This window comes from Arthrobacter ramosus (assembly GCF_039535095.1).
Classification (GTDB): domain Bacteria; phylum Actinomycetota; class Actinomycetes; order Actinomycetales; family Micrococcaceae; genus Arthrobacter; species Arthrobacter ramosus.
This window is the reverse complement of sequence record NZ_BAAAWN010000001.1, coordinates 4,038,683-4,060,934: the sequence shown is the minus strand read 5'-3', so window position 1 is coordinate 4,060,934 and position 22,252 is coordinate 4,038,683. Positions and strand designations below refer to the sequence as shown.

The 22,252-nt window shown below is 65.1% G+C and carries 23 protein-coding genes; 16 read left to right on the top strand and 7 right to left on the bottom strand.

Annotated elements, in window-relative coordinates:
* Positions 1–125 precede the first annotated feature (125 nt).
* Genes ABD742_RS18720 through ABD742_RS18665 form a run of 12 tightly spaced genes read left to right on the top strand, consistent with a single transcriptional unit; the run spans position 126 to position 9,914 of the window.
* Positions 126–467 carry a flagellar basal body rod protein FlgB gene (locus tag ABD742_RS18720; protein WP_234751452.1) on the top strand — a complete coding sequence of 114 codons (342 nt, stop codon included), beginning with the start codon at positions 126–128 and terminating at the stop codon, positions 465–467.
* The gene (locus ABD742_RS18715; RefSeq protein WP_234751453.1) at positions 467–859 is read left to right on the top strand and encodes a flagellar basal body rod protein FlgC; all 393 of its coding nucleotides are present in this window, start codon (positions 467–469) and stop codon (positions 857–859) included. Before ABD742_RS18720 ends, ABD742_RS18715 begins: the two co-directional genes overlap by 1 nt.
* On the top strand, positions 859–1,200 hold the full coding sequence (gene fliE, locus ABD742_RS18710; protein ID WP_234751454.1) for a flagellar hook-basal body complex protein FliE: 342 nt from the start codon (positions 859–861) through the stop codon (positions 1,198–1,200). Before ABD742_RS18715 ends, fliE begins: the two co-directional genes overlap by 1 nt.
* A complete protein-coding gene (fliF, locus tag ABD742_RS18705; RefSeq protein WP_234751455.1) occupies positions 1,200–2,834 on the top strand; it encodes a flagellar basal-body MS-ring/collar protein FliF in 1,635 nt (544 codons plus the stop codon). Before fliE ends, fliF begins: the two co-directional genes overlap by 1 nt.
* Positions 2,831–3,859: a flagellar motor switch protein FliG gene (gene fliG / locus ABD742_RS18700; RefSeq protein WP_234751456.1), complete on the top strand. Its 1,029-nt coding sequence runs from the start codon at positions 2,831–2,833 to the stop codon at positions 3,857–3,859. Before fliF ends, fliG begins: the two co-directional genes overlap by 4 nt.
* The gene (locus tag ABD742_RS18695) at positions 3,849–4,463 is read left to right on the top strand and encodes a FliH/SctL family protein (protein ID WP_234751457.1); all 615 of its coding nucleotides are present in this window, start codon (positions 3,849–3,851) and stop codon (positions 4,461–4,463) included. Before fliG ends, ABD742_RS18695 begins: the two co-directional genes overlap by 11 nt.
* Positions 4,460–5,791, top strand: a complete 1,332-nt coding sequence (locus ABD742_RS18690; protein ID WP_234751459.1) for a FliI/YscN family ATPase — start codon at positions 4,460–4,462, stop codon at positions 5,789–5,791. Before ABD742_RS18695 ends, ABD742_RS18690 begins: the two co-directional genes overlap by 4 nt.
* Positions 5,788–6,213 carry a flagellar export protein FliJ gene (gene fliJ / locus ABD742_RS18685; RefSeq protein ID WP_234751461.1) on the top strand — a complete coding sequence of 142 codons (426 nt, stop codon included), beginning with the start codon at positions 5,788–5,790 and terminating at the stop codon, positions 6,211–6,213. Before ABD742_RS18690 ends, fliJ begins: the two co-directional genes overlap by 4 nt.
* Positions 6,210–6,887: a C40 family peptidase gene (locus ABD742_RS18680; protein ID WP_308193854.1), complete on the top strand. Its 678-nt coding sequence runs from the start codon at positions 6,210–6,212 to the stop codon at positions 6,885–6,887. Before fliJ ends, ABD742_RS18680 begins: the two co-directional genes overlap by 4 nt.
* Positions 6,887–8,245 (top strand): flagellar hook-length control protein FliK, encoded by a 1,359-nt coding sequence (locus ABD742_RS18675; RefSeq protein WP_234751463.1) that lies wholly within the window; start codon positions 6,887–6,889, stop codon positions 8,243–8,245. The genes ABD742_RS18680 and ABD742_RS18675 overlap by 1 nt, the downstream gene beginning before the upstream one ends.
* 16 nt (positions 8,246–8,261) lie before the next feature.
* A complete protein-coding gene (locus ABD742_RS18670; RefSeq protein WP_234751464.1) occupies positions 8,262–8,699 on the top strand; it encodes a flagellar hook assembly protein FlgD in 438 nt (145 codons plus the stop codon).
* A gap of 42 nt (positions 8,700–8,741) precedes the next feature.
* Positions 8,742–9,914: a flagellar hook protein FlgE gene (locus ABD742_RS18665; protein WP_234751465.1), complete on the top strand. Its 1,173-nt coding sequence runs from the start codon at positions 8,742–8,744 to the stop codon at positions 9,912–9,914.
* Between the two features lie 143 nt (positions 9,915–10,057).
* On the opposite strand, the gene ABD742_RS18660 is transcribed toward ABD742_RS18665, so the two are convergent.
* The 3 genes from ABD742_RS18660 to ABD742_RS18650 all read right to left on the bottom strand — a co-directional run bounded on the left by ABD742_RS18660 (position 10,058) and on the right by ABD742_RS18650 (position 13,366).
* Complete coding sequence (locus tag ABD742_RS18660) at positions 10,058–11,287, bottom strand: S53 family peptidase (RefSeq protein ID WP_234751466.1); 1,230 nt, start codon at positions 11,285–11,287, stop codon at positions 10,058–10,060.
* Between the two features lie 149 nt (positions 11,288–11,436).
* Positions 11,437–12,690: an FAD-dependent oxidoreductase gene (locus ABD742_RS18655; protein ID WP_234751467.1), complete on the bottom strand. Its 1,254-nt coding sequence runs from the start codon at positions 12,688–12,690 to the stop codon at positions 11,437–11,439.
* Between the two features lie 7 nt (positions 12,691–12,697).
* Entirely contained in the window at positions 12,698–13,366 is a 669-nt protein-coding gene (locus tag ABD742_RS18650) for a TetR/AcrR family transcriptional regulator (RefSeq protein WP_234751468.1), read from the bottom strand.
* A 101-nt stretch (positions 13,367–13,467) separates the two neighbouring features.
* Here ABD742_RS18650 and ABD742_RS18645 point away from each other — a divergent pair, with 101 nt between their 5' ends.
* The 3 genes from ABD742_RS18645 to ABD742_RS18635 all read left to right on the top strand — a co-directional run bounded on the left by ABD742_RS18645 (position 13,468) and on the right by ABD742_RS18635 (position 16,742).
* Entirely contained in the window at positions 13,468–14,532 is a 1,065-nt protein-coding gene (locus ABD742_RS18645) for an NAD(P)-dependent alcohol dehydrogenase (protein ID WP_234751469.1), read from the top strand.
* Positions 14,533–14,634: 102 nt separating this feature from the next.
* A complete protein-coding gene (locus ABD742_RS18640; protein ID WP_234751470.1) occupies positions 14,635–15,045 on the top strand; it encodes a (R)-mandelonitrile lyase in 411 nt (136 codons plus the stop codon).
* A gap of 215 nt (positions 15,046–15,260) precedes the next feature.
* Positions 15,261–16,742, top strand: coding sequence for an arylsulfotransferase family protein (locus tag ABD742_RS18635; protein WP_344788731.1), 1,482 nt, complete (start codon positions 15,261–15,263; stop codon positions 16,740–16,742).
* Between the two features lie 18 nt (positions 16,743–16,760).
* Here ABD742_RS18635 and ABD742_RS18630 read toward each other — a convergent pair whose 3' ends face one another.
* The 4 genes from ABD742_RS18630 to ABD742_RS18615 form a co-directional block, all read right to left on the bottom strand.
* Entirely contained in the window at positions 16,761–18,212 is a 1,452-nt protein-coding gene (locus tag ABD742_RS18630) for a purine-cytosine permease family protein (protein WP_234751472.1), read from the bottom strand.
* An 82-nt stretch (positions 18,213–18,294) separates the two neighbouring features.
* Positions 18,295–19,095, bottom strand: coding sequence for a carbon-nitrogen hydrolase family protein (locus ABD742_RS18625; RefSeq protein WP_234751473.1), 801 nt, complete (start codon positions 19,093–19,095; stop codon positions 18,295–18,297).
* Between the two features lie 46 nt (positions 19,096–19,141).
* Complete coding sequence (locus tag ABD742_RS18620) at positions 19,142–20,491, bottom strand: APC family permease (RefSeq protein ID WP_234751475.1); 1,350 nt, start codon at positions 20,489–20,491, stop codon at positions 19,142–19,144.
* 10 nt (positions 20,492–20,501) lie between these two features.
* Positions 20,502–21,380, bottom strand: coding sequence for a carbon-nitrogen hydrolase family protein (locus ABD742_RS18615; protein ID WP_268819223.1), 879 nt, complete (start codon positions 21,378–21,380; stop codon positions 20,502–20,504).
* Positions 21,381–21,473: 93 nt separating this feature from the next.
* On the opposite strand from ABD742_RS18615, the gene ABD742_RS18610 reads away from it, so the two are divergent.
* On the top strand, positions 21,474–22,235 hold the full coding sequence (locus ABD742_RS18610) for a FadR/GntR family transcriptional regulator (protein WP_234751477.1): 762 nt from the start codon (positions 21,474–21,476) through the stop codon (positions 22,233–22,235).
* The last annotated feature ends 17 nt before the right edge of the window (positions 22,236–22,252 follow it).

Here is a 22,252-nt window from a genome sequence, read left to right as displayed (position 1 = left end):
ATCGAAAACAATCCCCTAATCGGCTAACGGATGCCCCGTGCTTGCCGATGGTGGAAGTTGAGCAGGGATGCTCGATGCACGGCCACGGATCGGCCTCTTCATACTATTCGCGAAGGCAGGCCGTCGTGTTCGAGTCAGTGACTTCTGTTGCCCTTGGTAGCGCCCTGGACGGGCTCTCATTGCGCCAGCGCACCATTGCCAACAACATCGCCAACATCAACACGCCGAACTACCACGCCAAAAGGGTCCAGTTCGAGGACGCACTTGCGGCCTCGGTGAGCGCCGGAGACGGGCAGGCCGCGCCCACAGTCACTACCTCCCAGGAACCCACCCAGCTCAACGGCAACAACGTGAACCTGGACACCGAAACCCTCTCGAATGTGGACACCGTCTTGCGCTACCAGTTCGCCTCCCGGGCCATCGGCGAGCAATTCACCGCACTCCGCACAGCCATGAGGACCAGCTGATGACTTTCGACGCGATCGGGATTGCCGGCTCCGCGCTGACTGTCCACCGCAAATGGCTCGACGCCGTTTCCGACAACCTGGCCAACATGAATACCGTCACGCGCACCAGCGGCAAGGCGTTCCAAGCCCGCTACGTCGAAGCCGCCGAGGGCAGCGACGGAAACGGCGTGTACGTCAAGAGCACCCCCCAAGGCAGCGCAACCGGCAGGCTCGTGTACCAGCCTGACCATCCGCTTGCCGATGCCCAGGGCTATGTCCGTTACCCGGACATCGACCTCGCCGAACAGATGGGTGCCCTGATTGTGGCGCAACGCGGCTACCAGGCCAACGCCCAAGTGGTGGACCGCGCCCGTGAGACTTACCAGGCAGCGCTTGAGATAGGAAAATCCTGATGGCTTTGGACCCGATCGGCGCAATTCAAGGCGGCGGGGGGCTTTCCGTGCAGGGCGTCACCGGCACCGGGTACCTGGGCGGCACCGGCAACGTCAGCGGAACCGCCGGGGCGGCGGGAAGCAACGGCTTTGCGACGGCGCTGACCGGTGCCGTGGACAACCTCCAGTCCCTGCAATCGACGTCGAACCAGCTGGCAGTATCAGCGGTGACGGGCAACCTTGACGACATCCACAAGGCGACGATCGCTGCCACCCGCGCCCAGATCACCATGGAGCTTGTCTCCACGGTACGGAACAAGGGCGTTGACGCGTTCAACGAGATCATGAGGATGCAGGCCTGATGCCTCCACAGATTGCCGCCTTCTTCCGCAAGATGGGCGATGGATTCAAGGGGTTCACTGCCGGGCAGCGCACCATCGCCATCATCGGCATCGCCGTTCTGGTGCTCGGCGGAGTAGCCCTGTCAGCGTGGTTGGGCAAGCCGTCCTACTCGCCTTTGTTCTCCGGGTTGAAGGACACGGACGCCAACGGGATCGTGGAGCAGCTGCGCAAGGACAATGTCCCGTACGAGCTCAGCAACGGCGGTTCCACCATCCTGGTTCCCGATGACAAGGTCAACGATGAACGGCTGAAAGCAGCCGCCGCGGGCCTTCCGGCGGCCGCGGCCACCGGCTATTCACTGCTCGACAAGCTTGGCGTGACCTCGTCCGAGTTCCAGCAGTCGGTAACCTACAAGCGCGCGCTCGAGGGCGAACTCGCCACCACCATCCAGGCCATGGACGGAGTGAAGACAGCGGCCGTGCAGTTGGCCATTCCGGCCAAAACAGTGTTCGTTGACAAGGCTCCCGACGCCACGGCATCCGTGTTCGTGGAAACGCAGCCGGGTGTCACCCTGTCTGCCGATAAGGTCCAGGCGGTTGTGCACTTGACGTCCGCCGCGATCGAAAACCTGAAGCCGACCAACGTGACCGTGGTGGATTCCCAAGGCAACGTCCTCTCCACTGTGGGAGGGGGAGCCACTGGTTCCGCGTCCAAGCAAGCCGCCGACTACCAACAGCGCACGTCCGACTCGGTGAAGGCCGTGCTGGACAGGGTAGTGGGACCGGGCAACGCCACCGTCGCCGTCGCCGCCGACGTGACCGCCGAGTCCGCGCAGCAGCGCAGCGAGACGTTCTCCACAGCCAAGGATGCCTCTCCGCTGAGCGAGACCACCAAGACCGAGAAGTACACGGGAACCGGCGGCGGCGCCTCCGGTGTCCTTGGTCCGGACAACATTGCCGTGCCGGGCGGAACCAACGGCAATGGAACCTTCGACTCCAGCGACACCACCAAGAACAACGCCGTCAACAAGGTCACGGAAGACCGCACTATTCCGCAAGGCGCCGTGAAACGCCAGACCATCTCAGTCGCCATCAACCAGTCGGCGGCGGCGGGACTCAACGTCAACTCTGTCAAGGCACTCGTCACTTCCGCGGCCGGCGTCGACCCCACCCGCGGCGACGTAGTGACGGTTGAAGTGCTGCCCTTCAGTACATCGGCTGCAGACGCGGCGGCTCAAGCACTGGGCGCGGCCAAAGCGCAAGCCGACGCCAAGCAGCAGTCGGATTTGATGAACACGCTCATCCTGGCCGGCAGCATCCTCCTGGCAGTGGTAGCGCTGATTGTGCTTGTGCTGATCCTCCTGCGGCGCCGGCAGCGCCGCGAACCGGTTGACCTTGGCGAACGGCTTGACTACGAAATGCTGCCCCAAGCCGTCTCCACACCGGCGCTCGAAGGACCGCCCGCCACGACGGCGATCGAACTGCCGCCTGCGCATCCCGTTCCGGCGTTGCCGATGCATGCGTTGCCGATACCAGGCGCCGAGGCTCTCGACGGTGAGCGGCGGCGGGCCCAGATTGAGGCCATGGTTGCCGAGAACCCGGCCCGGACCGCCGATTACCTGCGTGGGCTCATGGATGAAAGGCAGTCGGTATGAGGGCCGGGGAGTTGGACGTAAGCGGCTTGACCGGTGCCCAGAAGGTGGCCGTGGTTCTGATGCAGATGAGCCCTGGCAGCGCAGCTTCCGTCATGACCCAGTTCTCCGAGTCCGAGGCCGAGGACATCGCCGCCGAGATCGTGCGCTTGCGCCGCGTCTCCTCATCCGTGGCGGACCGCGTCATGACCGAGTTCCACGACCTTGCCGTTAGCGGACGCCGCACGGCCCGCGGCGGCCAGGAATTCGCCGTCGGCCTCCTGGAAGCGTCCTTCGGCGCGGACAAAGCGGCCGGTTTCATGGACCGTCTCGCGTCCACCATGGCCGGGAAGTCCTTCGAATTCCTGGAAATGATGGATTCCGGCCAGCTCCTGGCCCTCATCGACGGCGAGATGCCGCAGACCATTGCCTTGATCCTGGCTCATTTGCGGCCGGGCAAGGCTTCCGCTGTCATGGCCGGCCTGGGCGACGTGCAGCGGAGCGAGGTGGCCCGTTGCATCGCCACGATGGGAATGGCTTCGCCGGAGGCCGTGGGCATCGTGGCCGAGACCCTCAAGGTTCGCGCCGGGGCCGTCATGTCGCAAAGGAAGTCGAGCGAAATTGTCGGGGGCATCCAGCCCCTCGTTGACATCATCAACCGCTCCGACATCAACACCGAACGCTCCGTGCTGGAAGGCTTGGAAACGCTCGACCCTGAGCTGGCCACGGAAGTGCGCGCCCGGATGCTGACCTTCGTGGACATCGTGAAATTGGAACGCCGCGACATCCAGCAGATCCTGCGTGGCGTCAATGCCGAAGTGCTCGCTGTCGCCATGAAGGGTGCCCCAGCAGTGGTGCTCGAGGCCGTACGCACCAACGTCTCCGGCCGCAACCTCGAAATCCTGGAAGCCGAGATGGCTTCCGCCGGGCCGGTGCGCGCCTCCCAGGTTGAAGAGGCCCGGGCAGAAATTGTCCGTTCCATCCGTGAGCTGGAAGCCGAAGGCGCCATCGTCGTCCGGCGCGGCGAAGAAGACGACTATGTCTACTGAGGCTGAACTCCAGCGGGTGGTCTTTCCGGACATCCAGCCGGCCGCGCGATCGCGCAAGGAGGACCGGGGCTACACCCAAGGACACGCGTCAGGTTACGCAGCCGGGATCCAGGCTGCAGCTGCGGAACAGCGCCGTCTGCGCGAACAGTTTCACGCCGAACACCGCGCAATGCTCGACGCCGGACGCCTGGCTGTGGCGCAAGCCGTCCGCGTGCTCGAAGCTGCCGCCGCCGCGTCCCAGCAGCGCCGCGGCGCTGTGTTGGAGGAAGCGCAGGACGTCTTGGCAGCCAGCGCGATGGAGCTTGCCGAAGCCCTCCTGGGCTACGAACTCAACGACGGCGGGAACACCGCCCGCGCCGCGTTGGCCCGAGCCCTGGCAACGGTCTCCGACGTGCAAACGGTAACCACTGTCCGCCTCCACCCGGCGGACCTTGCCGCGCTGGACGCCGTCGACGTCGGGAGCGTGGCCGGCGTTGAACTCAAGGCCGATGCCGCACTGAACCCCGGCGATGCGATCGCGGAATATCCGCAGGGTTGGCTCGACGCCCGGCTCAGCACCGCTGTGGACAGGGCCAAGGCAGCCCTGCTGGGGAACGACGCATGAGCATTACCGGGTACCGGCCGCACGCGGACCGTTTCCGCGTAGCCCTCGCCGCCGCGGCACCGCAGCGAGTGGGCACCGTGACGTCCGTGCTGGGCCTCGGCCTGGAGGTCTCCGGGTTGGACTGCGCGGTGGGGGATCTGGTGACCGTGGGCGAGGCGCCGGGGCTCGACGCCGAAGTGGTCGCTTCGGTCAGTGGCGCCGTGCGATGCATGCCGCTGGGACGGTTGACCGGGGTGGCCGCGGGAGATCCGGCACGTTCCAAGGGCGCTCCCATCCTGGTCCCTACCGGCCGCGGCCTCTTCGGGCGCGTCTTGGATGGGCTCGGGCGTCCGATCGACGGCAAAGGCCCCTTGCCCGCCAGCCCCATGGTCCCTCTCGACAATGAAACGCCGTCGGCTATGCACCGCGCCCGGGTGGACACCCCGCTGCAGACCGGCGTCCGCGTCCTGGACACCATGGCCACTCTTGGCCGCGGCCAGCGCATGGGGCTGTTCGCGGGCTCGGGCGTCGGGAAGTCCTCGCTGCTGTCCATGATCGCCCGCGGCACGGATGCCGAAGTCTCCGTGATTGCCTTGGTGGGGGAGCGCGGACGTGAAGTGCGCGAGTTCCTGGAAGACGACCTGGGCCCCGAAGGCCTGGCCCGCTCCGTGGTGGTTGTTGCCACGTCCGATGAGCCTGCCCTCATGCGCCTGCGCGCCGCCGTCACGGCCACCCGGATTGCCGAATCGTTCCGCGAAGCCGGCCAGGACGTGGTGCTCATGATGGATTCGCTCACCCGCGTAGCCATGGCCCAGCGCGAAATCGGCCTGTCCGCCGGTGAGCCGCCCGCCACCCGCGGCTACCCGCCGTCGACCTTTTCCGTGCTGGCCCGGCTCCTGGAACGCGCTGGGACCGCCGAAACCGGTTCCGTGACGGGCATCTATACGGTGCTCGTGGACGGCGACGACCACAACGAACCGATCGCCGACGCCGCCCGCTCCATCCTTGACGGACACGTGGTCCTGGACCGGAAGCTCGCCGTCACGGGGCACTTTCCCTCGGTGGACGTCCTTGGATCGGTGTCCCGTGTGGCCTCCAAGGTCAACTCCGCTGACCGCACGGCGCTCGCGGCCTCCTTGCGCAGGGTCCTCGCCGCGCGGCGCAGCGCCCAGGACCTGATCGACGTCGGCGCCTACCACCGCGGCAGCAATCCCTTGGTTGACGCGGCACTGGAGCACGAAGCCGCCATCAATGGATTCCTGCAACAGAGCATGGACGAATCCACACCATACAGCGAGTCCTGGCCGGAACTCTTCCGCCTCTCAGCAAGCCTCGAAGGAGCCGCGTGAACCGTCAATTCTCCCTGGCCGGGCTGTTGCGCCTGCGCCAGACACAGCAGGACGCCGCCGCCAGTGGACTGGCCCGCGCCAACTCCCGGACCGCATCCTTGCGATCCCGCCGGGCCACGGCCCGGGAGGAGCTGGCCGAGTCCGCCGGAGCCGCTGGAAGCTCCGCGTCGCTCTTGGCCATCGCGGCCTCCCGCGCGTCCGCGCAAAGCATGTTGGCCGAGCTTGACGCCTTGGCCGCCAGTGCGGAGGCCGAAGCCGCAGAGGCCCGCGCGGAATACACCGAAGCCAAGCGTCGCGCCGTAGGACTCGAGAAGCTCGAAACCCGCCATGGAGCCGCCTTCGAGGCTTCCGCGCTACGCGCCGAGCAAGGGGTCCTGGACGAGATCGCGTCCTCCGCTTGGCACCGGAAGGCCACCTCATGAGCATGACCGAGGCCATCGGCCGCATCCAGAGCATCGAGTCGATGTTGCAGCAACTGAGCCAAGGCGTCCGCCCACAGACCGCGACCACAGGGACAACGGACTCTTCCGCGGGCACCGCCTCTTCCACGGACGCGGCGTCCTTCGCTCAAGCGTTGAGCTCCGCCGTCGGGGGCACGACGACGCCTGACGTGAGCCAGCTTGCTTCTTCTTCGGGGCTCGACGGCGCTGCCGCCCTCTCCGGCCTTACGGGCCTCTCCGGTACCGCGGGCACGGGGGCGCTTTCGGGTGCCGGCACCGGCGCTGTCACGGGCGATGCCGTAGTGGCCGACGCCAAGAAATACGTGGGTGTGCCCTACGTTTGGGGCGGCACGAACCCCTCGGTGGGCATGGACTGCTCCGGCTTCGTGCAGCGCGTCTTCAAGGATCTCGGCGTCGACCTGCCGCGCGTCGTCAGCGACCAGATGCGGCAAGGCACCCCCGTGGCGTCCTTGGCCCAAGCCAAGCCCGGCGACCTGCTGGTCAGTTTCGGCGGCGAACACATCTCCATCTACCTCGGTAATGGCAAAGCGATCGACGCGCCCGTGCCCGGCCAGACCATCCAGATCCGCGATGCGTGGGAACAGCAGTCCAATCTGACCGCCATCCGCCGCATTGTCCCCGCGGGAGGCTCGTGATGCAGTTGCCCCCCGCCGGCGCGGCTTCTCCGCGTCCGGCCGTTTCCGGCTCTCCGACTGTGCCGCAGCCTGGCGCCGCCGCCGGTTTTGAGGCCGTGATGAACGGCGTGCTGGCGTCCGACTCGAAGACCTCCGATGGGACCACACAGCAAGCGCCCGACGGCGGCGCCCAGGGAAAGCCTGCCGCCGACAGCCCCGGGACGGTCGCCCGAGCCGCCAAACCGGAAGCATCGAAGGTCGCCAAGGACACGGTTGATGCGGCTGACACTTTGGGTGCGGTGGGTGCGGTTGATGCGGCCAGTGCGGTGGCCGCTGTTGTGGGCGGACTCGCGATGGCCGGAGTCGCCCCGGAGACCGCTGCTTTGCAGGCGAGCGGACCGGGCGTTGCTGTGCCGGTCAAAGAAGGTGTCGTTGACGGTACAGCCCCAGCCAAAACGATTGCTGGCACCTCGGAAACAGCAAGTCTTGTCGTTGGGATGCCTGCGGGCAGCACTCAGGCGGCGCCGGCTGTTACTTCCTCCCCGGCGCCCGTGATCCCAACTCCCACCGTGCGGGCTGCGCCGGTCGGGAACCCTGGTCAAAGCTCACCCCAGCCTGGTCCGATTCCGACCAGCCCGCTGCCCAATAGCCCGCAGCCGGCTGGCACCCTGCCTGCCAACCCCATGCCCGCTGGCCTCGAACCCGGGGTCAACGTGACCGCAGCCCGGTCACACGAGTCCGGCACCGCCGTCGTACTTCCCACGGGGAAACCCGCGACGCAACAGGATCCGCAGCCGGTCCTCGGGCAGGCCGCCCCGGGCGCCCCGATACCCGGGCTTCCCGCGGGGATTCAGGCCGGAATTCCGGGGCTGGTGCAGCCCGCTTCGACACTCCAGCAAGCCCCATCGACAGCCGCGCCAGGCATGGCAACGCCCACACCCCAGGCAGACCCGGCGAAACTGCTGCCCCAAGTGTCCGGGCCGCTGTTCTCGCTGGCATCGGCAGCGCCCGGCGCGCACGTCATGATCTTGAAGCTGTCCCCGGAAGACCTCGGTCCGCTGACGGTCCGGGCGCATATCGAGGGCGCAGGGGTGCGGATCGAATTGTTCGCCCCCGGAGACGCCGGCCGTGAGGCTGTCCGCAGCATCCTGCCGGAACTACGGCGGGGACTCGGGGAGTCAGGCTTCGGCGCCAGCCTCGACCTGTCCGAACGCAACGCTCCCGCCGATGCCGGTGCGGGCGGCTCGGACCCCCGGGACCGGCGCCCGGCGGAAAGCCCTGCCTTTCCCCGGGGCAGCGACGGCGAGTCGGTTCGCCTGCCGCGGACCGCCATCGTACTTCCTCGAAGCAGTACCAGCAGCCTGGACATTCTCGTCTGATGAAGGAGAGCCAATAGTGACCATCCAAGCCATCGCGGCAAGCAGCGGAGTCCAGCCTGGAACCACCGCTGGAACCACCGCGCCCAAACCCGCGCAGACCATGGATTCGAGCATGTTCATGTCCCTGCTGGTGACACAACTGAAAAACCAGGACCCGAGCGCCCCCATGGACACCAACCAGATGATGAGCCAGACCGTCCAGCTGTCCATGATGGAGAAAATGACGGAGCTCACCACCGACGCCAAGGAGAGCTTTTCGCTCCAGATGCGCAGTGCTGCGGCACAAATCATCGGCCACAACGTCAGCTACGCGCTCGCGGACGGGACGAAGGGATCGGGCGTCGCGAGCTCGGTTTCCTTTGCGGCCGGAACCCCCACCGTGGCGGTCGGGGGAGTGAACGTTCCGCTCGATTCGATCAGCGGGATGACGGCAACATCCTCGCCCGCCGCCTGACGCTCCACAATCTCCCCGAACCACCCGAAGAAAGGCAACACCATGCTTCGTTCGCTGTACTCCGGAATCTCCGGCCTCCGTGCCCACCAGGCGATGCTGGACGTCACGGGAAACAACATCGCCAACGTGAACACGGCCGGCTTCAAGGCTTCCTCCACCCAGTTCCAGGACACGCTGTCGCAAATGACCCAGGGCGCGGGCGCCCCGCAGGCCGAAACCGGTGGCACCAACCCCGCCCAAATCGGTCTCGGGGTGCGCGTGGCGGGAGTCAGCACCAACTTCAGCCAGGGTTCATCGCAGAACACCGGGCGAGCCACTGACATGATGATCTCCGGCGACGGGTTCTTCATCACGAGCAAGGCCGGCCAGCAGCTCTACACCCGCGCCGGTGCCTTCGACATGGACGCGGCCGGCCGCCTCGTTAGCCCCGACGGCGGCATCCTGCAGGGCTGGTCCGCCGCCAACGGTGCGGTGAACCTCGGAGGTCCCGTTGGCCCGATCGCACTCTCGCCCAACACGACGTCGGCCGCCGTCGCCACCACCAAGGCCTCGCTGGACGGCAATCTGCCGTCCGACGTAGCCGTGGGGACCAGCGTCGAGCGCCAGGTCAAGATCTTCGGCGCCGACGGTGCCTCCCGCAGCCTGACGCTGACGTTCAGCCGATCTGCGGGCGGCTGGGATGTGGCCGGGGCAGATGCGAACGGCGCCACAGGCAACTCGACACTTACGTTCGCGAACGGCGCGCTGACCTCGGGCGGTGCCATGACCGTCGGCGGCATAACAGTGGACATGTCCACTGTTACCGGCTTCGCCGCCATGAGCACACTTACGGTCGGCAGCCAGAACGGTTCCGAGGCAGGCAAGCTGGAGTCCTTTACTCTCGGCGGCGACGGCTCGCTCATCGGCTCGTTCAGCAACGGTGCCAAGCAGGTTCTGGCACGCGTGGCCCTCGCCCGCTTCACCAACCCCGGCGGCCTAGAGAAAGCCGGTAGCTCGACGTACGTGGCCACCGCCAACTCCGGCGCCGCCCAGTTGGGCGCCCCGGGCGACGCCGGACTCGGCACCTTGACTGCCGGAGCCTTGGAGATGTCCAACGTGGATCTCTCCCAGGAATTCACCAACCTGATCGTGGCCCAGCGCGGCTTCCAGGCGAACGCCCGCATCATCACGACGTCGGATGAGGTTCTGCAGGAGCTGACGAACCTGAAGCACTAGGGGTGCTTGCTGGGCCGCGTCACGCCACGCACTTTTTTGTCGCCCGGACTTCGCCGAAGCCCCGGAATCCCGGGCTTGCGGTCCGTTGGTGGCGCCGAAAACCTGCTCGGCGTGACGCTGCCCTTCAGTCATTGCTGCATAACTTAGAGGCCGGCGACCCCGTTCGGAGTGCCGACGCCCGTGGGTCCGTCCCATCCGGTGCCGGACAGGCACCATTGGCTCGTGGAGCAATTGCCCGTCGAACCCGAGGCGACGTCATTGAATGTCCCGGAGTTTGTGTACGGGAGGGAGTTGGCCAGCGCCGTGGAGCTGCCGGAGTTTCCGGAAAGCGCATACACGGCTGCGATCAGCGGTGAGGACAAGCTCGTGCCTCCATACTGGGCCCACGACGAGGTGGTACTGCTGCTCGGCGCATAGACCGCCAATCCGGTCTGCGGATCTGCGACGGCGGCGACGTCCGCAGAGGCGCGCTTGCCGCATCCCGTGCCGAACGTAGCTGCTGCCGGCAACGCGGCATTGACACTTGAGCATCCGGATCCCGAGCCGGACCAGGCAGACTCGCCCCACCCGCGTGTGCTGGTGTTCTTGACCAACGATGTGCCTCCCACCGCGGTGACGTAACTCGAGGAAGCGGGGTAGGACGAGCCGGAGTACCCGTTGTCACCGGTTGACGCCGTTACGGCGATGCCCGGGTGGTTGTAGTACGCGCCGTAGCTGGAGTCTGAGGAATCCCCGCCGCCGTAGCTGTTGGAAATCGCCGCGACGCCTGGTTGTTTGGCGGCCGTTGCCACGGCTGTACCAAGATCGCTGATACTGGCCGTTGTAGCCTGCACAACGAGGATCTTGCAGTCCGGGCACGCTGCCGAGACGGCGTCGACGTCGAGGGCGGTTTCGTCGGCCCATCCGGAATTGAACCTTGGAAGCTTGCTGCCGCCGTTTTGGTCCTTGATGGTGAGGCAGCCGTTGCTGACCGTGCATGCCGGAAGACCGAATTGTGAGCGGTAAACGCCGAGATCGCGTTCAAGGTTCGGATACCCATAGGCATCTACGATTGCGACGGTCCGGCCGCCGGACTTGAGGCCAGCGATGTTGTAGGCGCTCTGTATATCCGCAGGGGTCTTGCCCGTGGCGGGCGGCGTGCTCGAAGCGGGCTTGGCTTGTCCTCCTTGCGCCAGCGCCTTCGCCGGGGCCGTCGAATCATCGACGTATTTGAGCGCAAAACACGACGCAGCGCCGCTTGGGACATCGGCGCAGACCCTCTCCGCATGCCAATTAGCGGACGGAGATGGTTGGGCAACTGCCGCCGGCGCTGTTGCCGAGACCGCACTCAGCAATAGCAACAACGTCCCGGAAACGCTAAGAATCTTCTTCACGAAACCTCCCTGAGGATCAATAAGATCCGAGTTGACAGAAAAGTCAACTCGGCGTGACAAGCTTCGCACCAAACACCACTCTTGTCACCCACGTCACATCCACCCCCGTGGTTTCATGAGCCTCAGCGGAGCGGAGATCCACCATTGGGTTACCGCTGGCTGGCGTGATGAGGGCTGCGGATGTGTTCGCGACGGAAGCCGAGGCCGACGATGCGGCCCAGTAGACGTTTGACCGGTGGCATGTGGCTGATGAGCCGCATGAGTTGGATGGGTGGGTTTGTTTGGGCGAGGCGAGCGAGCTGGCGGGTCTGCTGTCGCTGCAAGGCCTGTGCAAGACGTACCGCGGGTTCGCGTCGTCGTTGCAGGCGCTGGAGGTCCGCGACGGCGATGGTGCCCCTTTGCAGCGGTACTGCGAGGTGATTGGCCGTGGCGACGGCATCGGCGATGGCGTAATTCACGCCGGCGGCGCCGGCCGGTGACATGGCGTGCGCGGCGTCGCCGATGCATAACAGGCCGGGCTGGTACCAGCGGCGCAGCCGATTGGAGCGCACCGAGAGCAGCTTGATCTGGTCCCAGTCGGTCAGCGCGGCCAGGCCGGCGGCCAGGAATGGTGCGGCATGTGCCACCCGGTCTCGGAACGCGGCCAGGCCCGCGGCCTGAACCTGCGTGAGTGTTCCTTTTCCGATGATCGTGCCGCACTGCCAGTAGTCGCCGCGGTCGATGGCGAGCACGATCTGCCCGCCGCCGAGGTAGCCCAGGGTCGGCGGCGCATCCTGGCTGCGTGGCACGCGGAACCACAACACGTCGATCGGCATCGCGAACTCCCGAACAGGCAGGTCCGCGTGTTCCCGGATAACGGAGAACCGGCCGTCACACGCAACCGTGAGATCTGCGCGGATCTCCACATCGCCTTGGGCGGTGCGCGCCCGTACGCCGATCACCTGGTCGCCGCGGCGCAGCAGACCGGTTGCCTCGGTACTCATTTCCAGTCGGAAGGCGGGGTATTGCCTGGCCTGGGCGGCCAGAAAGTTCAGGAAGTCCCACTGCGGCATGAACGCCATGAACTTGCAGCGGGTGGGCAGGTGCCGGAAGTCCACCAGCCCGAAGGTCTGTCCGTCGATGCCGAGGCGAAGTTCCGGTATCTCTGTGTGCGGCAGTCGCAGAAACTCTTCCAACAAACCCAGTTCGGCCAGTACGTCGGTGGTCGCCGGATGGATGGTGTCGCCCCGGAAGTCACGGAAGAAATCGGCGTGCTTTTCGAGCACCGTCACCTCGACGCCGGCGCGGGCCAGCAGATAGCCCAGCATCATGCCGGCCGGTCCACCGCCGACCACACAACAGCGCGTGTCCCAAGAACGTGAACCAAGAACGGGACCGGGTGTGGTTTCGGATTCGCTGGGCATCTCTAGCTCACCTCATCGAGCGGCTGAGGCCGTCGAGGATGAGGTTTAGCCCGAAGTTGAATTCGTCCCCGAAATCGTAGCCGGGCTTGAGGACGTGTTCGGTGGCGATCTCGATCATGTGGGGGTATTGCCCGGTCGAAAAGCGTTCAACGATCGGCGCTGTGATCTCAGCGGCGGTGTCCTGGCCGTCAAAAGGCAGGGCGGCTTCCTGTAGCGCGAATCCGTAGATGTAACTGTCGAGCAGGGCGTAGGCATGGGCTGTCATCTGAACGGAAAAGCCTGCTGCCCTCAAAGTCGCCAGCGTCGCTTCGTGGTGGCGCAGGTTGGCTTCGCCCGGGGATGAACGGCTTTCCAGCAGCCCGACCGCCCACGGATGGCGTTTGAGCGCGCTGCGCACCGCGTGGGCCCGTCGGTACATTTCCTCCCGCCAGTCGCCCGCGGGGGAGGGAAGTTCGATTTCGCTGAAGACCATGTCCACGATGCCATCCAGAATCTCATCCTTATTGGCCACGTAGTAGTAGAGCGACATGGGCTTGGTTTCCATGCTTTGGGCGAGCGAGCGGATGGTCAGCGCTGCGATTCCGGACTCGTCGGCGAGATCCACAGCGCAGCCGAGCACCCTTTCGCGGCTCAGCGGAAGGCGCCGCCGGGGGAGGGGCTGTGCAGTGTCCGGCATCGGGACTCCTTGGGCTCTAGCGGTTTAGTACATTGTACGATAATCTCTTTTAGTACAGCGTACGAAAAGCTACGCACCCCATTGACTGGAAAGGAACGGCCATGACCTCTGGTCAGCATGCTGCGGAGACTCCGATTTCGGGCGGCTCGCCCGCGGCGCAGCCGCATGCGTCCGGCACGATGCGGGCCATCGTGCAGGAGGCTTACGGCTCCGCCGACGTCCTGCACATGGCGCAGATTCCCACGCCGAAGATTGCCGAAAACGAGGTGCTGGTTCGGGTCCACGCCGCGGGCCTCGACCGGGGGACCTGGCATGTAACCCGGGGCCTGCCCTACGCGCTGCGCCTGGCCTTCGGCATCCGCGCCCCGAAAAACCCCGTCCCCGGGCTGGACCTGGCAGGCACGGTCATGGCGGTCGGAGCGGCAGTGACCCGGTTCGCCGTCGGGGACCACGTCTTCGGGGTCGGGAAGGGCACTTTCGCCGAGTACGCGACGGCCCGCGAAAGCCAGCTCGCGCTCAAACCGGCGAACATCAGTTTCGAACAGGCCTCGGTGGTCCCGGTTTCCGCCTGCACTGCGCTGCAGGCTCTTCGCGCCGCGGGCCAGGTAGCGCCGGGACAGAAGGTGCTGATCCTTGGCGCCTCGGGCGGAGTAGGCAGTTACGCTGTTCAGCTCGCCAAAGCAGCCGGGGCCGAGGTCACCGGCGTTTGCAGTACAGCCAAAATGGACCTGGTGCGCTCGCTCGGCGCCGACCACGTCCTCGACTACACCAAGCAGGACTTCGCCGACGGCACTGAACACTATGACCTGATCCTGGATATCGCCGGAAACCCCACCCTGGCTCGCCTCCGCCGGGCTCTCACCCCTACCGGCACGGCCGTTATCACCGGCGGCGAAGAAGGCGGCTCCTGGACGGGCAGTATGGACAGGCAATTCATGGCACTGGCGCTGTCTCCGTTCATCAGTCAGCGGTTCGCCATGGTCATGGCGACGCAAGGCGCTGCAGACCTCGAATATCTTGCCGGGCTCATCGACGCCGGAACCCTCACCCCGACTGTCGACCGCAGCTATCCTCTGGAGCAGGTTCCGGACGCCATGCGCTATTTCGACGCCGGCAAAGTGCGCGGGAAAATCGCCATCACCATCCAAGAAGCCCAAGGCTACTGAAGCAGGCACTGGCAGTACCCGGTATAACAGGCACTCCCACGCGGACGCGGGGACTGGTTTTCTTGAATCAGTCAATCACGGCACTAGCGAAAGGAAGACACGATGAAGCTCGTTCCCCCTACCCCCACGGCCAAAGCCCCGCAGGAGAGGTTCACGGGAGATGTCTACCTCAACTCCCTCCACAACGGCGAGGCCCCTTCGCGTCTCGTGGCGGCGATGGTCCGCTTCACCCCCGGCGCCCGTACGAACTGGCATTCCCACCCCCTTGGCCAGACCTTGCACTGCACCGACGGCGTCGGATTCGTTGCTAGCCGGGACGGGAGTGTGATCCTCATGCGCGCAGGGGACACGGTCCACACGCCGCCCGGCGAGGAACACTGGCACGGCGCCACCCAAGACAACATGATGTGCCACCTGGCTTTGGTGGAGCACGACAACGGGGAGAGCGCCACGTGGCTTGAACCCGTCAGAGACCAGGACTACGAAGCCGCGCACGCCCAAGCCAGCCGATAATCCTGCTCTGCGTGACGCCCGGACAGCCCGCACCACACACTGAGTTCCCGCCCCGCCCTCTTACAGCAAACTTGCAGCTTCTGTCCGGTTTCCGCACTGTGTTCCGGTTCTATCCTGAGGGGGTGGAGCAGAATACGGAGTCTGGGAGTGGTGAGCGGGACGACCGTGAGTCCCACTTCAGGTTGAGCCGGCGCGGGTTCCTTGGCGGTGCGGGGATGGCAGGCGCGGGATTGCTCGCCGGACTCGGCATCGCCAGGACAGGCGTATTGCCCGGAGGCACGGCCCCGGTCAGCGCAGCCACACCGACGCCGGTGGCGTCACCCTCGCCGTCGGCGGGCAGCACGGCTTCCGCCCCTGCGATCCGCAGCTTCGTTTCCACCGCTTTGACCGCTGCCCGCGTTGCCAGTTGGGCTACCGGGCCTACGGGCGCTGGACTGCTGTTCGTGGGACCGATGGGCCACGGCACCAACGGGCTGATCATGGACAACCACGGGGAACCGATATGGATGGAACCCACAGGTTCCGGCGTAACGGACCTTCGCGTGCAAGCCTTCGAAGGCCAAGCGGTACTGACTTATTGGACGGGAATCGGAACCGGTGGACATGGTGCAGGAAAGGGCGTCGTTAGGGACGTCCACTACCGCACCGTGGCCGAAGTGAACACAGGCAACGGGCTCCAAGCGGATCTGCATGAGTTCACCATCACCCCCGCCGGGACGGCGTTGATGATCTCCTACCCGACCGTCCAGCACGACCTGACGTCGGTGGGCGGACCTGCGCAGGGCTACATGTTTGATTGCCATGTCCAGGAAATCGGCATCCGTTCCGCTAAGGTCCTCTTCGACTGGACGGCCTCGGACCACATCGACCTGACTGAGTCCTATGTGCGCCCGTCCGACAACCCCAAGGCCGACGGCTCCGACGCCACGAAAGCGTTCGATCCTTTCCACCTCAATTCCGTGGACGAGAGCGGAGACGCACTCCTTGTTTCGTCCCGCCACACGCACACCGCCTATTTGATCGGCCGCTCGGATGGGAAGATCCGCTGGCGTTTGGGCGGGAAACGCAGCGACTTCTCGATGACTCCGGAAGCTGTCTTCGCTTGGCAGCATGATGTTCGACGCCGGCCCAACGGCATCATCAGCATGTTCGACAACCATTACAACCAAGGGACCACCGGGACGTCGCGCGGGCTTCTCCTCTCCGTTGACGAAAAGGCGCGCACCGCCGTCGTCAGGCAGGAGTTCAGCAGGGGCGGCCACCGGGGCGACGCCGAAGGGAACCTGCAGTTCCTGGACAACGGGCACGTCCTGGTGGGCTGGGGAGCGGACCCCGCGGCTACGGAATTCACTCCCGATGGGAAGGCGGTATTCGAGGCGACAGGACTGGGCGACGCCTCTTACCGCACCTACCGCTCGCCATGGACAGGCCGGCCGGACACCGTCCCCGACCTGGCCGCGGTGCCCGGCAATGGGTCCACCATGCAGCTTTACACCAGCTGGAACGGCGCAACCGAGGTTGCCAAGTGGAGGTTCCTGACCGGAGCCGGCCCCGGGTCCCTGTCCGAGGCAGTGACGGTTCCGCGTCGGGGCTTTGAAACGTCGACGGCGGTGGCCGCCGCGCCGAGGGCCGCCGTCGAGGCTTTGGACAAGTCCGGCAACGTTTTGGCGACGTCCACGGTCATCGCCACCGCGTGATCCCCGTCTAGAACGGTGCTACGGCAATATGTGGTCGTGCGCGGCCGCCTCCAGGGCGTCGGCTTCTGCCTTGGCCAAGCGGGTCTCTGCCTCGACGTCGATACGCCGGGTCATCAGCCAATACAGCCCAGCGGAGACGGGGAGCCCAATAAACAGCGAGATATCGGCGCCGTCAAGGGCATGGGCTATGAATCCGACGAAGAGCTTGCCGGCGGAGAAGAATGGAATCATCAACACAAAGCCGACGAGGTAGGAGATGATGCCGGCCCAGCCCCAGCGTCGGTAGATCCCGTCCGGCTTGAAGATCTCTGCGATGGCGTAGTGGCCCTTGCGGACGATGAAGTAGTCGGTGAGGTTGACCGCGGTCCACGGAATGAAGAAGTACAGCACCAGCAGCAGGAAGTCGTTGAAGTTGGCGAGGAAGTCGGCAGAGGCAAGGTTCGCCAGGACCACGGAAATGAGGGCGGTGATGGAGATGGTGATGATCCGGATCCTCAGCGTCGGACGGATCTGCCGCAGGCTGTCGATGGACGATATGAGGGTCAGCGATCCTCCGTACATGTTCAAGGCAGTCACGGAAAGCAAGCCCAACGCGGCGACGAACAGCGCGATGCCGCCGAATCCGCCGAAGAGCTGGTCGGCCGTGGATTTGATCGAGCCGATGGTTTCGAAGTTCTCCCCGGCTGCGGCGCCAATGTAGGCGCCCAAGAACATCACCCAAATGCCGCCGAGGGCGCTGCCCCAGAACGTCCACCGGAAGGTGCCCCGTCCGCTGGACGGCGGGAGGTAGCGGGAGTAGTCCGAGACGTAGATGGCCCAGGAGATCTGGTAGCCGGCCGCAACCCCCAGCTGACCCAGGAACGGCACCAGATGGAAGTCGGCCAGGTTGTATGCACCGGCGGGTATGGCCAGCTTTACGGCTGCAATGGTGAGCAGCGCCAGCATGACGATGGTCAGGTACGTCAGGTAGCGCTCAAACGCGTGGATGAGGTCGTAGCCGAACAAGGCGATGACGACGGCAAGAATGGTGACCACCCAGAACCACAGGTTTTGGGATCCGAAGTTCACCGACTCCGCGATGGCTTGGCCGGCCAGGATGGTGTTGAAGATGTTGAAGCCCGCGTACTGCAGATAGGCGAAGAGCCAAACCAGCAGGGCGCCGATATAGCCGAACTGCGGCCGGGACTGGATCATCTGTGGCAGGCCGAGCTGGGGGCCCTGCGAGGAGTGCGCCGCCATGAACAGTGTGCCGACGAGCACCCCGATGGCGATCGCGAGCAGCGACCAGATCAGGTTGCCGCCGGTGGTGATGCTGATCAGCCCCACCGCCAGGGTGGCGATCTGGGCATTGCTGACAAACCACAACGGCCCGATGTGCGAGACCTTGCCGTGCCGCTCGTTCAATGGAACGTAGTCGATCGACCGGACCTCCAGTCCGCGGCCCGATCCTTTGTCCGTGGTAGTGCTCATGGCGCTTCTCCTTCGATGCGTGGGTGCATCTTGACTTTGGTTTAGCACAGAGTGGGGCGGCCTAGAAGAGGTCACGAGATTCCTAGTGGATCCGGTGGTGCCGCCATGTGGGGAACTGCTCCCGGGCTGCCTGGACGGCATCCGGTGAAATGTCCAGCGTCGCGGTGGCCGGCTCCGTGCCGAGGCCATGCAGGACAGTTCCCAGGGGGTCAATGAGCATGCTGTAGCCGATGGACACCGGCGGAGTCTGGGAGACCGCCGCCACGTACACGCCGTTCTCGATTGCCCGGGCCTTGGCCAACGTGGCCCATTGCTCGGTCTTGGCCGTGCCGGGAACCCATGAGGAGCAGACGAGGAGCACCTCGGCCCCCGCATCGGCCAGGATGCGCGCCAACTCGGGGAAGCGCAGGTCGTAGCAGGTCATCAATCCGAAGGTCATGCCGCCGCAGGAAAAAGTGACAGGCACTGGCTCAGGCGCGGCTTTGATGTAGTCCGATTCGCGGAATCCTTGGCAGTCAAACAGGTGGATCTTCCGGTAGCCTGCAAGGCGGGAACCGTCCGGACCGATGGCCAACAACGTGTTGAAGGCCCGGTCCCGCTCCCCGGATCCGTCCCGTTCCCGGGACGCTTCCAGGAGGCCCGCGACGACGGCGATCCCGTAGCGTGCCGCCGTCGCCTGGAGCTTGGCAGCCACCGGGCCGTCAAGGGGTTCGGCCATGTCCACGAAGCTCTGGTCCACCCGGCTTTTCTCATAGCTCGAGTACTCCGGAAACACGATGAGGTCAGAGCCCTCGCGGGCGGCCCGGGCACAGTAATCCGCGATGAGGTCGAGGTTGCGGTCGACGTCCGTGCCGGAATCGATCTGGGCTAGGGTGATGCGCACGCAGTCCTCATTTCTCAGTGTTCCGGCAGCACGCCGTGATCTGTCGTCACACCAGGGCGGCTTCTTTTTCCTCCATCACCATTTCCGGCGGTGCCTTCCGGAACCCCTTGGTGATAATGCCCAGTACAACGACGCCGACGCAGAGCCAGATCAGCCCGAGCGTGATGGCATTCGAATCCAGCTGGGTGAGCAGGAAGCCGTCGATGATGGCGCCGATCGCCGGCATGACCACGTAGAACAATACGCTGAGCCGGTGCCCCGAGCGTCGTTGGCGCAGGTAGTAGGCAATGACCGATATGTTGACGAGCGTGAAGGCCGTAAAGGCGCCGAAGTTGATGAACGACGTCGACGTGGCAACGTCCAGGAACATGGCGATGAGTCCCACCGCCCCGGTGATGACCAGGTTGAACACCGGCGTGTGGAAGGACTTGTTCAACGCCCCGAAGACCTTCTTCGGCAGGACTGAATCCCGGCCCATTGCGTAGAGCAGTCGTGAGGCGCTGGCCTGTGCCGCGAGTCCGGAGGCAAACTGGGACACCACGAGTCCGGCCAGGAAAACCGCGCCGAAGAATTGCCCGCCGATCTTCAGGGCAATGTCCGACGCCGCCGAGGCCGAATCGTCGAACACCCCGCCGGGGTGGATGAGCTGGGTCGTGTATGACACGACGACGAAGATCGCCCCGCCGATGAGTGCGACGAGCATGATCGCTTTCGGCACCGTCTTCTTCGGCTCGATGGTCTCTTCGGTGAGGGTCGACACTGCGTCGAAGCCAAGGAACGAGTACGCGGCGATGGCGGCTCCGGCGGTGATCTTGTCGAAGCTCGACGTGTCGTTGAAGAAGGGAGCGGTGCTGACCAGGGCGCTCGCGCCGGAGGTTGAGACCAGGGTTCCAACGGACAAGGCAACGAAGAGGACTATCACCAGAAGCTGAAAAGCCATCAGCAGGTAGTTGGCCTTGTCCGCCACCTTGACGCCAACCACGTTGAGCAGTGTGGTGATGGCGATGAACGCGACGATCCAGACCCCGATGGGAATGTCGGGGAACTGCGCCGTGAGGTAGGAGCCCCCGATTAGCCAGATGACCATCGGCAGGAACAGGTAGTCCAGCAGGACAGCCCAACCGGCCAGGAATCCGATCCGGGAATCGATGGAGCGCCTGATATAGGTGTACGCGGACCCGGCCACGGGATAGGCGACAGCCATGCGTCCGTAACTCTGCGCGGTGAAGAGCATGGCGACCATCGCCACCAGATAGGCGGACGGCGATGCTCCGCCGGTGGCTTCGGCGATCACGCCGAATATCGCCAGCACGATGAGCGGGGTCAGGTAGGCCAGCCCGAACAGGACCAGCGAGGGCAGTTTCAGGGCGCGCGTGAGGCTCGGTTGCGTAGTCACCGGTGGTTCCTTAGGAGTTGGAGGACCGCGGGGTCCAAGTAGTCGGGTCGATGCGGCCTTGGTAGACGGGCAGCTCGATGGCCGGTTCGCCGGGACGGAATTGGGACCAGGGACGGTTGAGGTTCTCAGTCCCGTGCGTGCGGACATGCTCGACGGCGGAGAGGTCCAGTTCCGGGGCGAGAAGGGTGGGGGCGTCGTCGTCGGCCTCCGCTATGGTGTTCCCCTCGGGGTCGACGATCAGGCTGAGGCCTTTGCCTGTAGGGCCAGCGCAATTGACGCTGACCATGAAGACCTGGTTCACAATCGCATTTGCCTTGGCAAGGACGAGTTCTTGCTTGCGGTCCGGCGTCGTGGTCTTGACGACATTAAGGATGACCTCGGCGCCCATCCACGCCAGTTGGCGGGTTACCTCGGGAAACCATGCGTCGTAGCAAATGTTCAGGCCCACCCTGCCGATCCCCTCCAGGTCAACGGTCGTGAATCGATCGCCAGGATCGTAGGGCTCAAAGGGGCGCCAAGGAAAGACCTTTCGGTAGTAGCCGGCAAGCTCGCCTTCCGGGGAAAGGACCAACTGGGTATTGAACAATTGCCCCTCGGGGCCTCGTTCGCAGACGCTGCCCGGGACCAGCCAGATACCCAAATCCGCTGCGAGCTGCCGCAGCTCGTTGACGCGGGGGCCGTCCAGCGGCTCGGCTGAGTCCTGCAGCACTTCCGTGCGCTGCAGGTCCGGGTTGGAATCCCCGAACAAGTGCAGCTCGGGGAAGACCACAAGCTTGCTATGCGGTTGGATCGCGACGGCGGCGGCGACCTCGGCGGCGAAAGCCTCGATCGGCTCGCCGATCAGCCGGGGTGACGCTTGGGCGGCGATGAGGGGAAGGATGCGTTGCAATGGTTTCTCCACGTTGTCGTTGTGACTCGCCTCATATTAGATCATAATGATCAAATAAAAGGAAGGTGGATTTTGCCCCGTAAAGTAGCGGATATGACCCGTCAGCTCGAGGACGCCACCGGCGACTCACCCATCGATGCTGCCCCTTTGCTCGGAATCGACCGCAGGAGCGCAATCGACGCCGTGCGGCTGCGGATCGGCATGGCCATATCCTTGGGGCTGCTTCAGCCGGGGGAGAAGCTGCCCGACCAGCAAGACGTCGCGCTGGGCCTATCGGTTAGCCCGATCACCGCTCGCAGGGCCTTGGCAAGCCTTGCTGATCAGGGCGTCGTTGTCCGGCGGCGCGGACGCGGGGGCGGCACCTTTGTCGCGGACGAGCCACCGCAGAACGTGCTAAAGCAGCTCGCTGCGTCGCCCGCAGAATCCCTTGCGGTGAACCGGCTGGTGGACCGTCGGCTGCTGTTCGAATGCGCGGTCACCCACTTCGCTGCAGTCAATGCCACGGCGGCACAACTTGATGAGCTCGAGCGGCTTACCCATGAAATGGCCGGATCGACCAATTGGTCGGAGTATCACCAGGCCGACGAGATGTTTCATCGGCTTGTCGCGGTGTGCTCGGGCTTGGGAGCTGCGGTCGAGGCCTACAACGAGGCATTGGCGGAGCTCTACGCATACTTCATCCCGTATCCGATCGAATTTCTCCATGAGTCCAATCGGGACCACGTTGCGCTAGTGAACGCCCTTCGGGTCGGCGACGATCGCGGCGCGGTGGAGGTATCGCGGCGGCACGTGGACGTGTTGCACAAGACGATGTTCATGGGCCTGGCCGGCCGCGGCGACCGCCAAACGGGATAAATCACAACTCTGGCCTT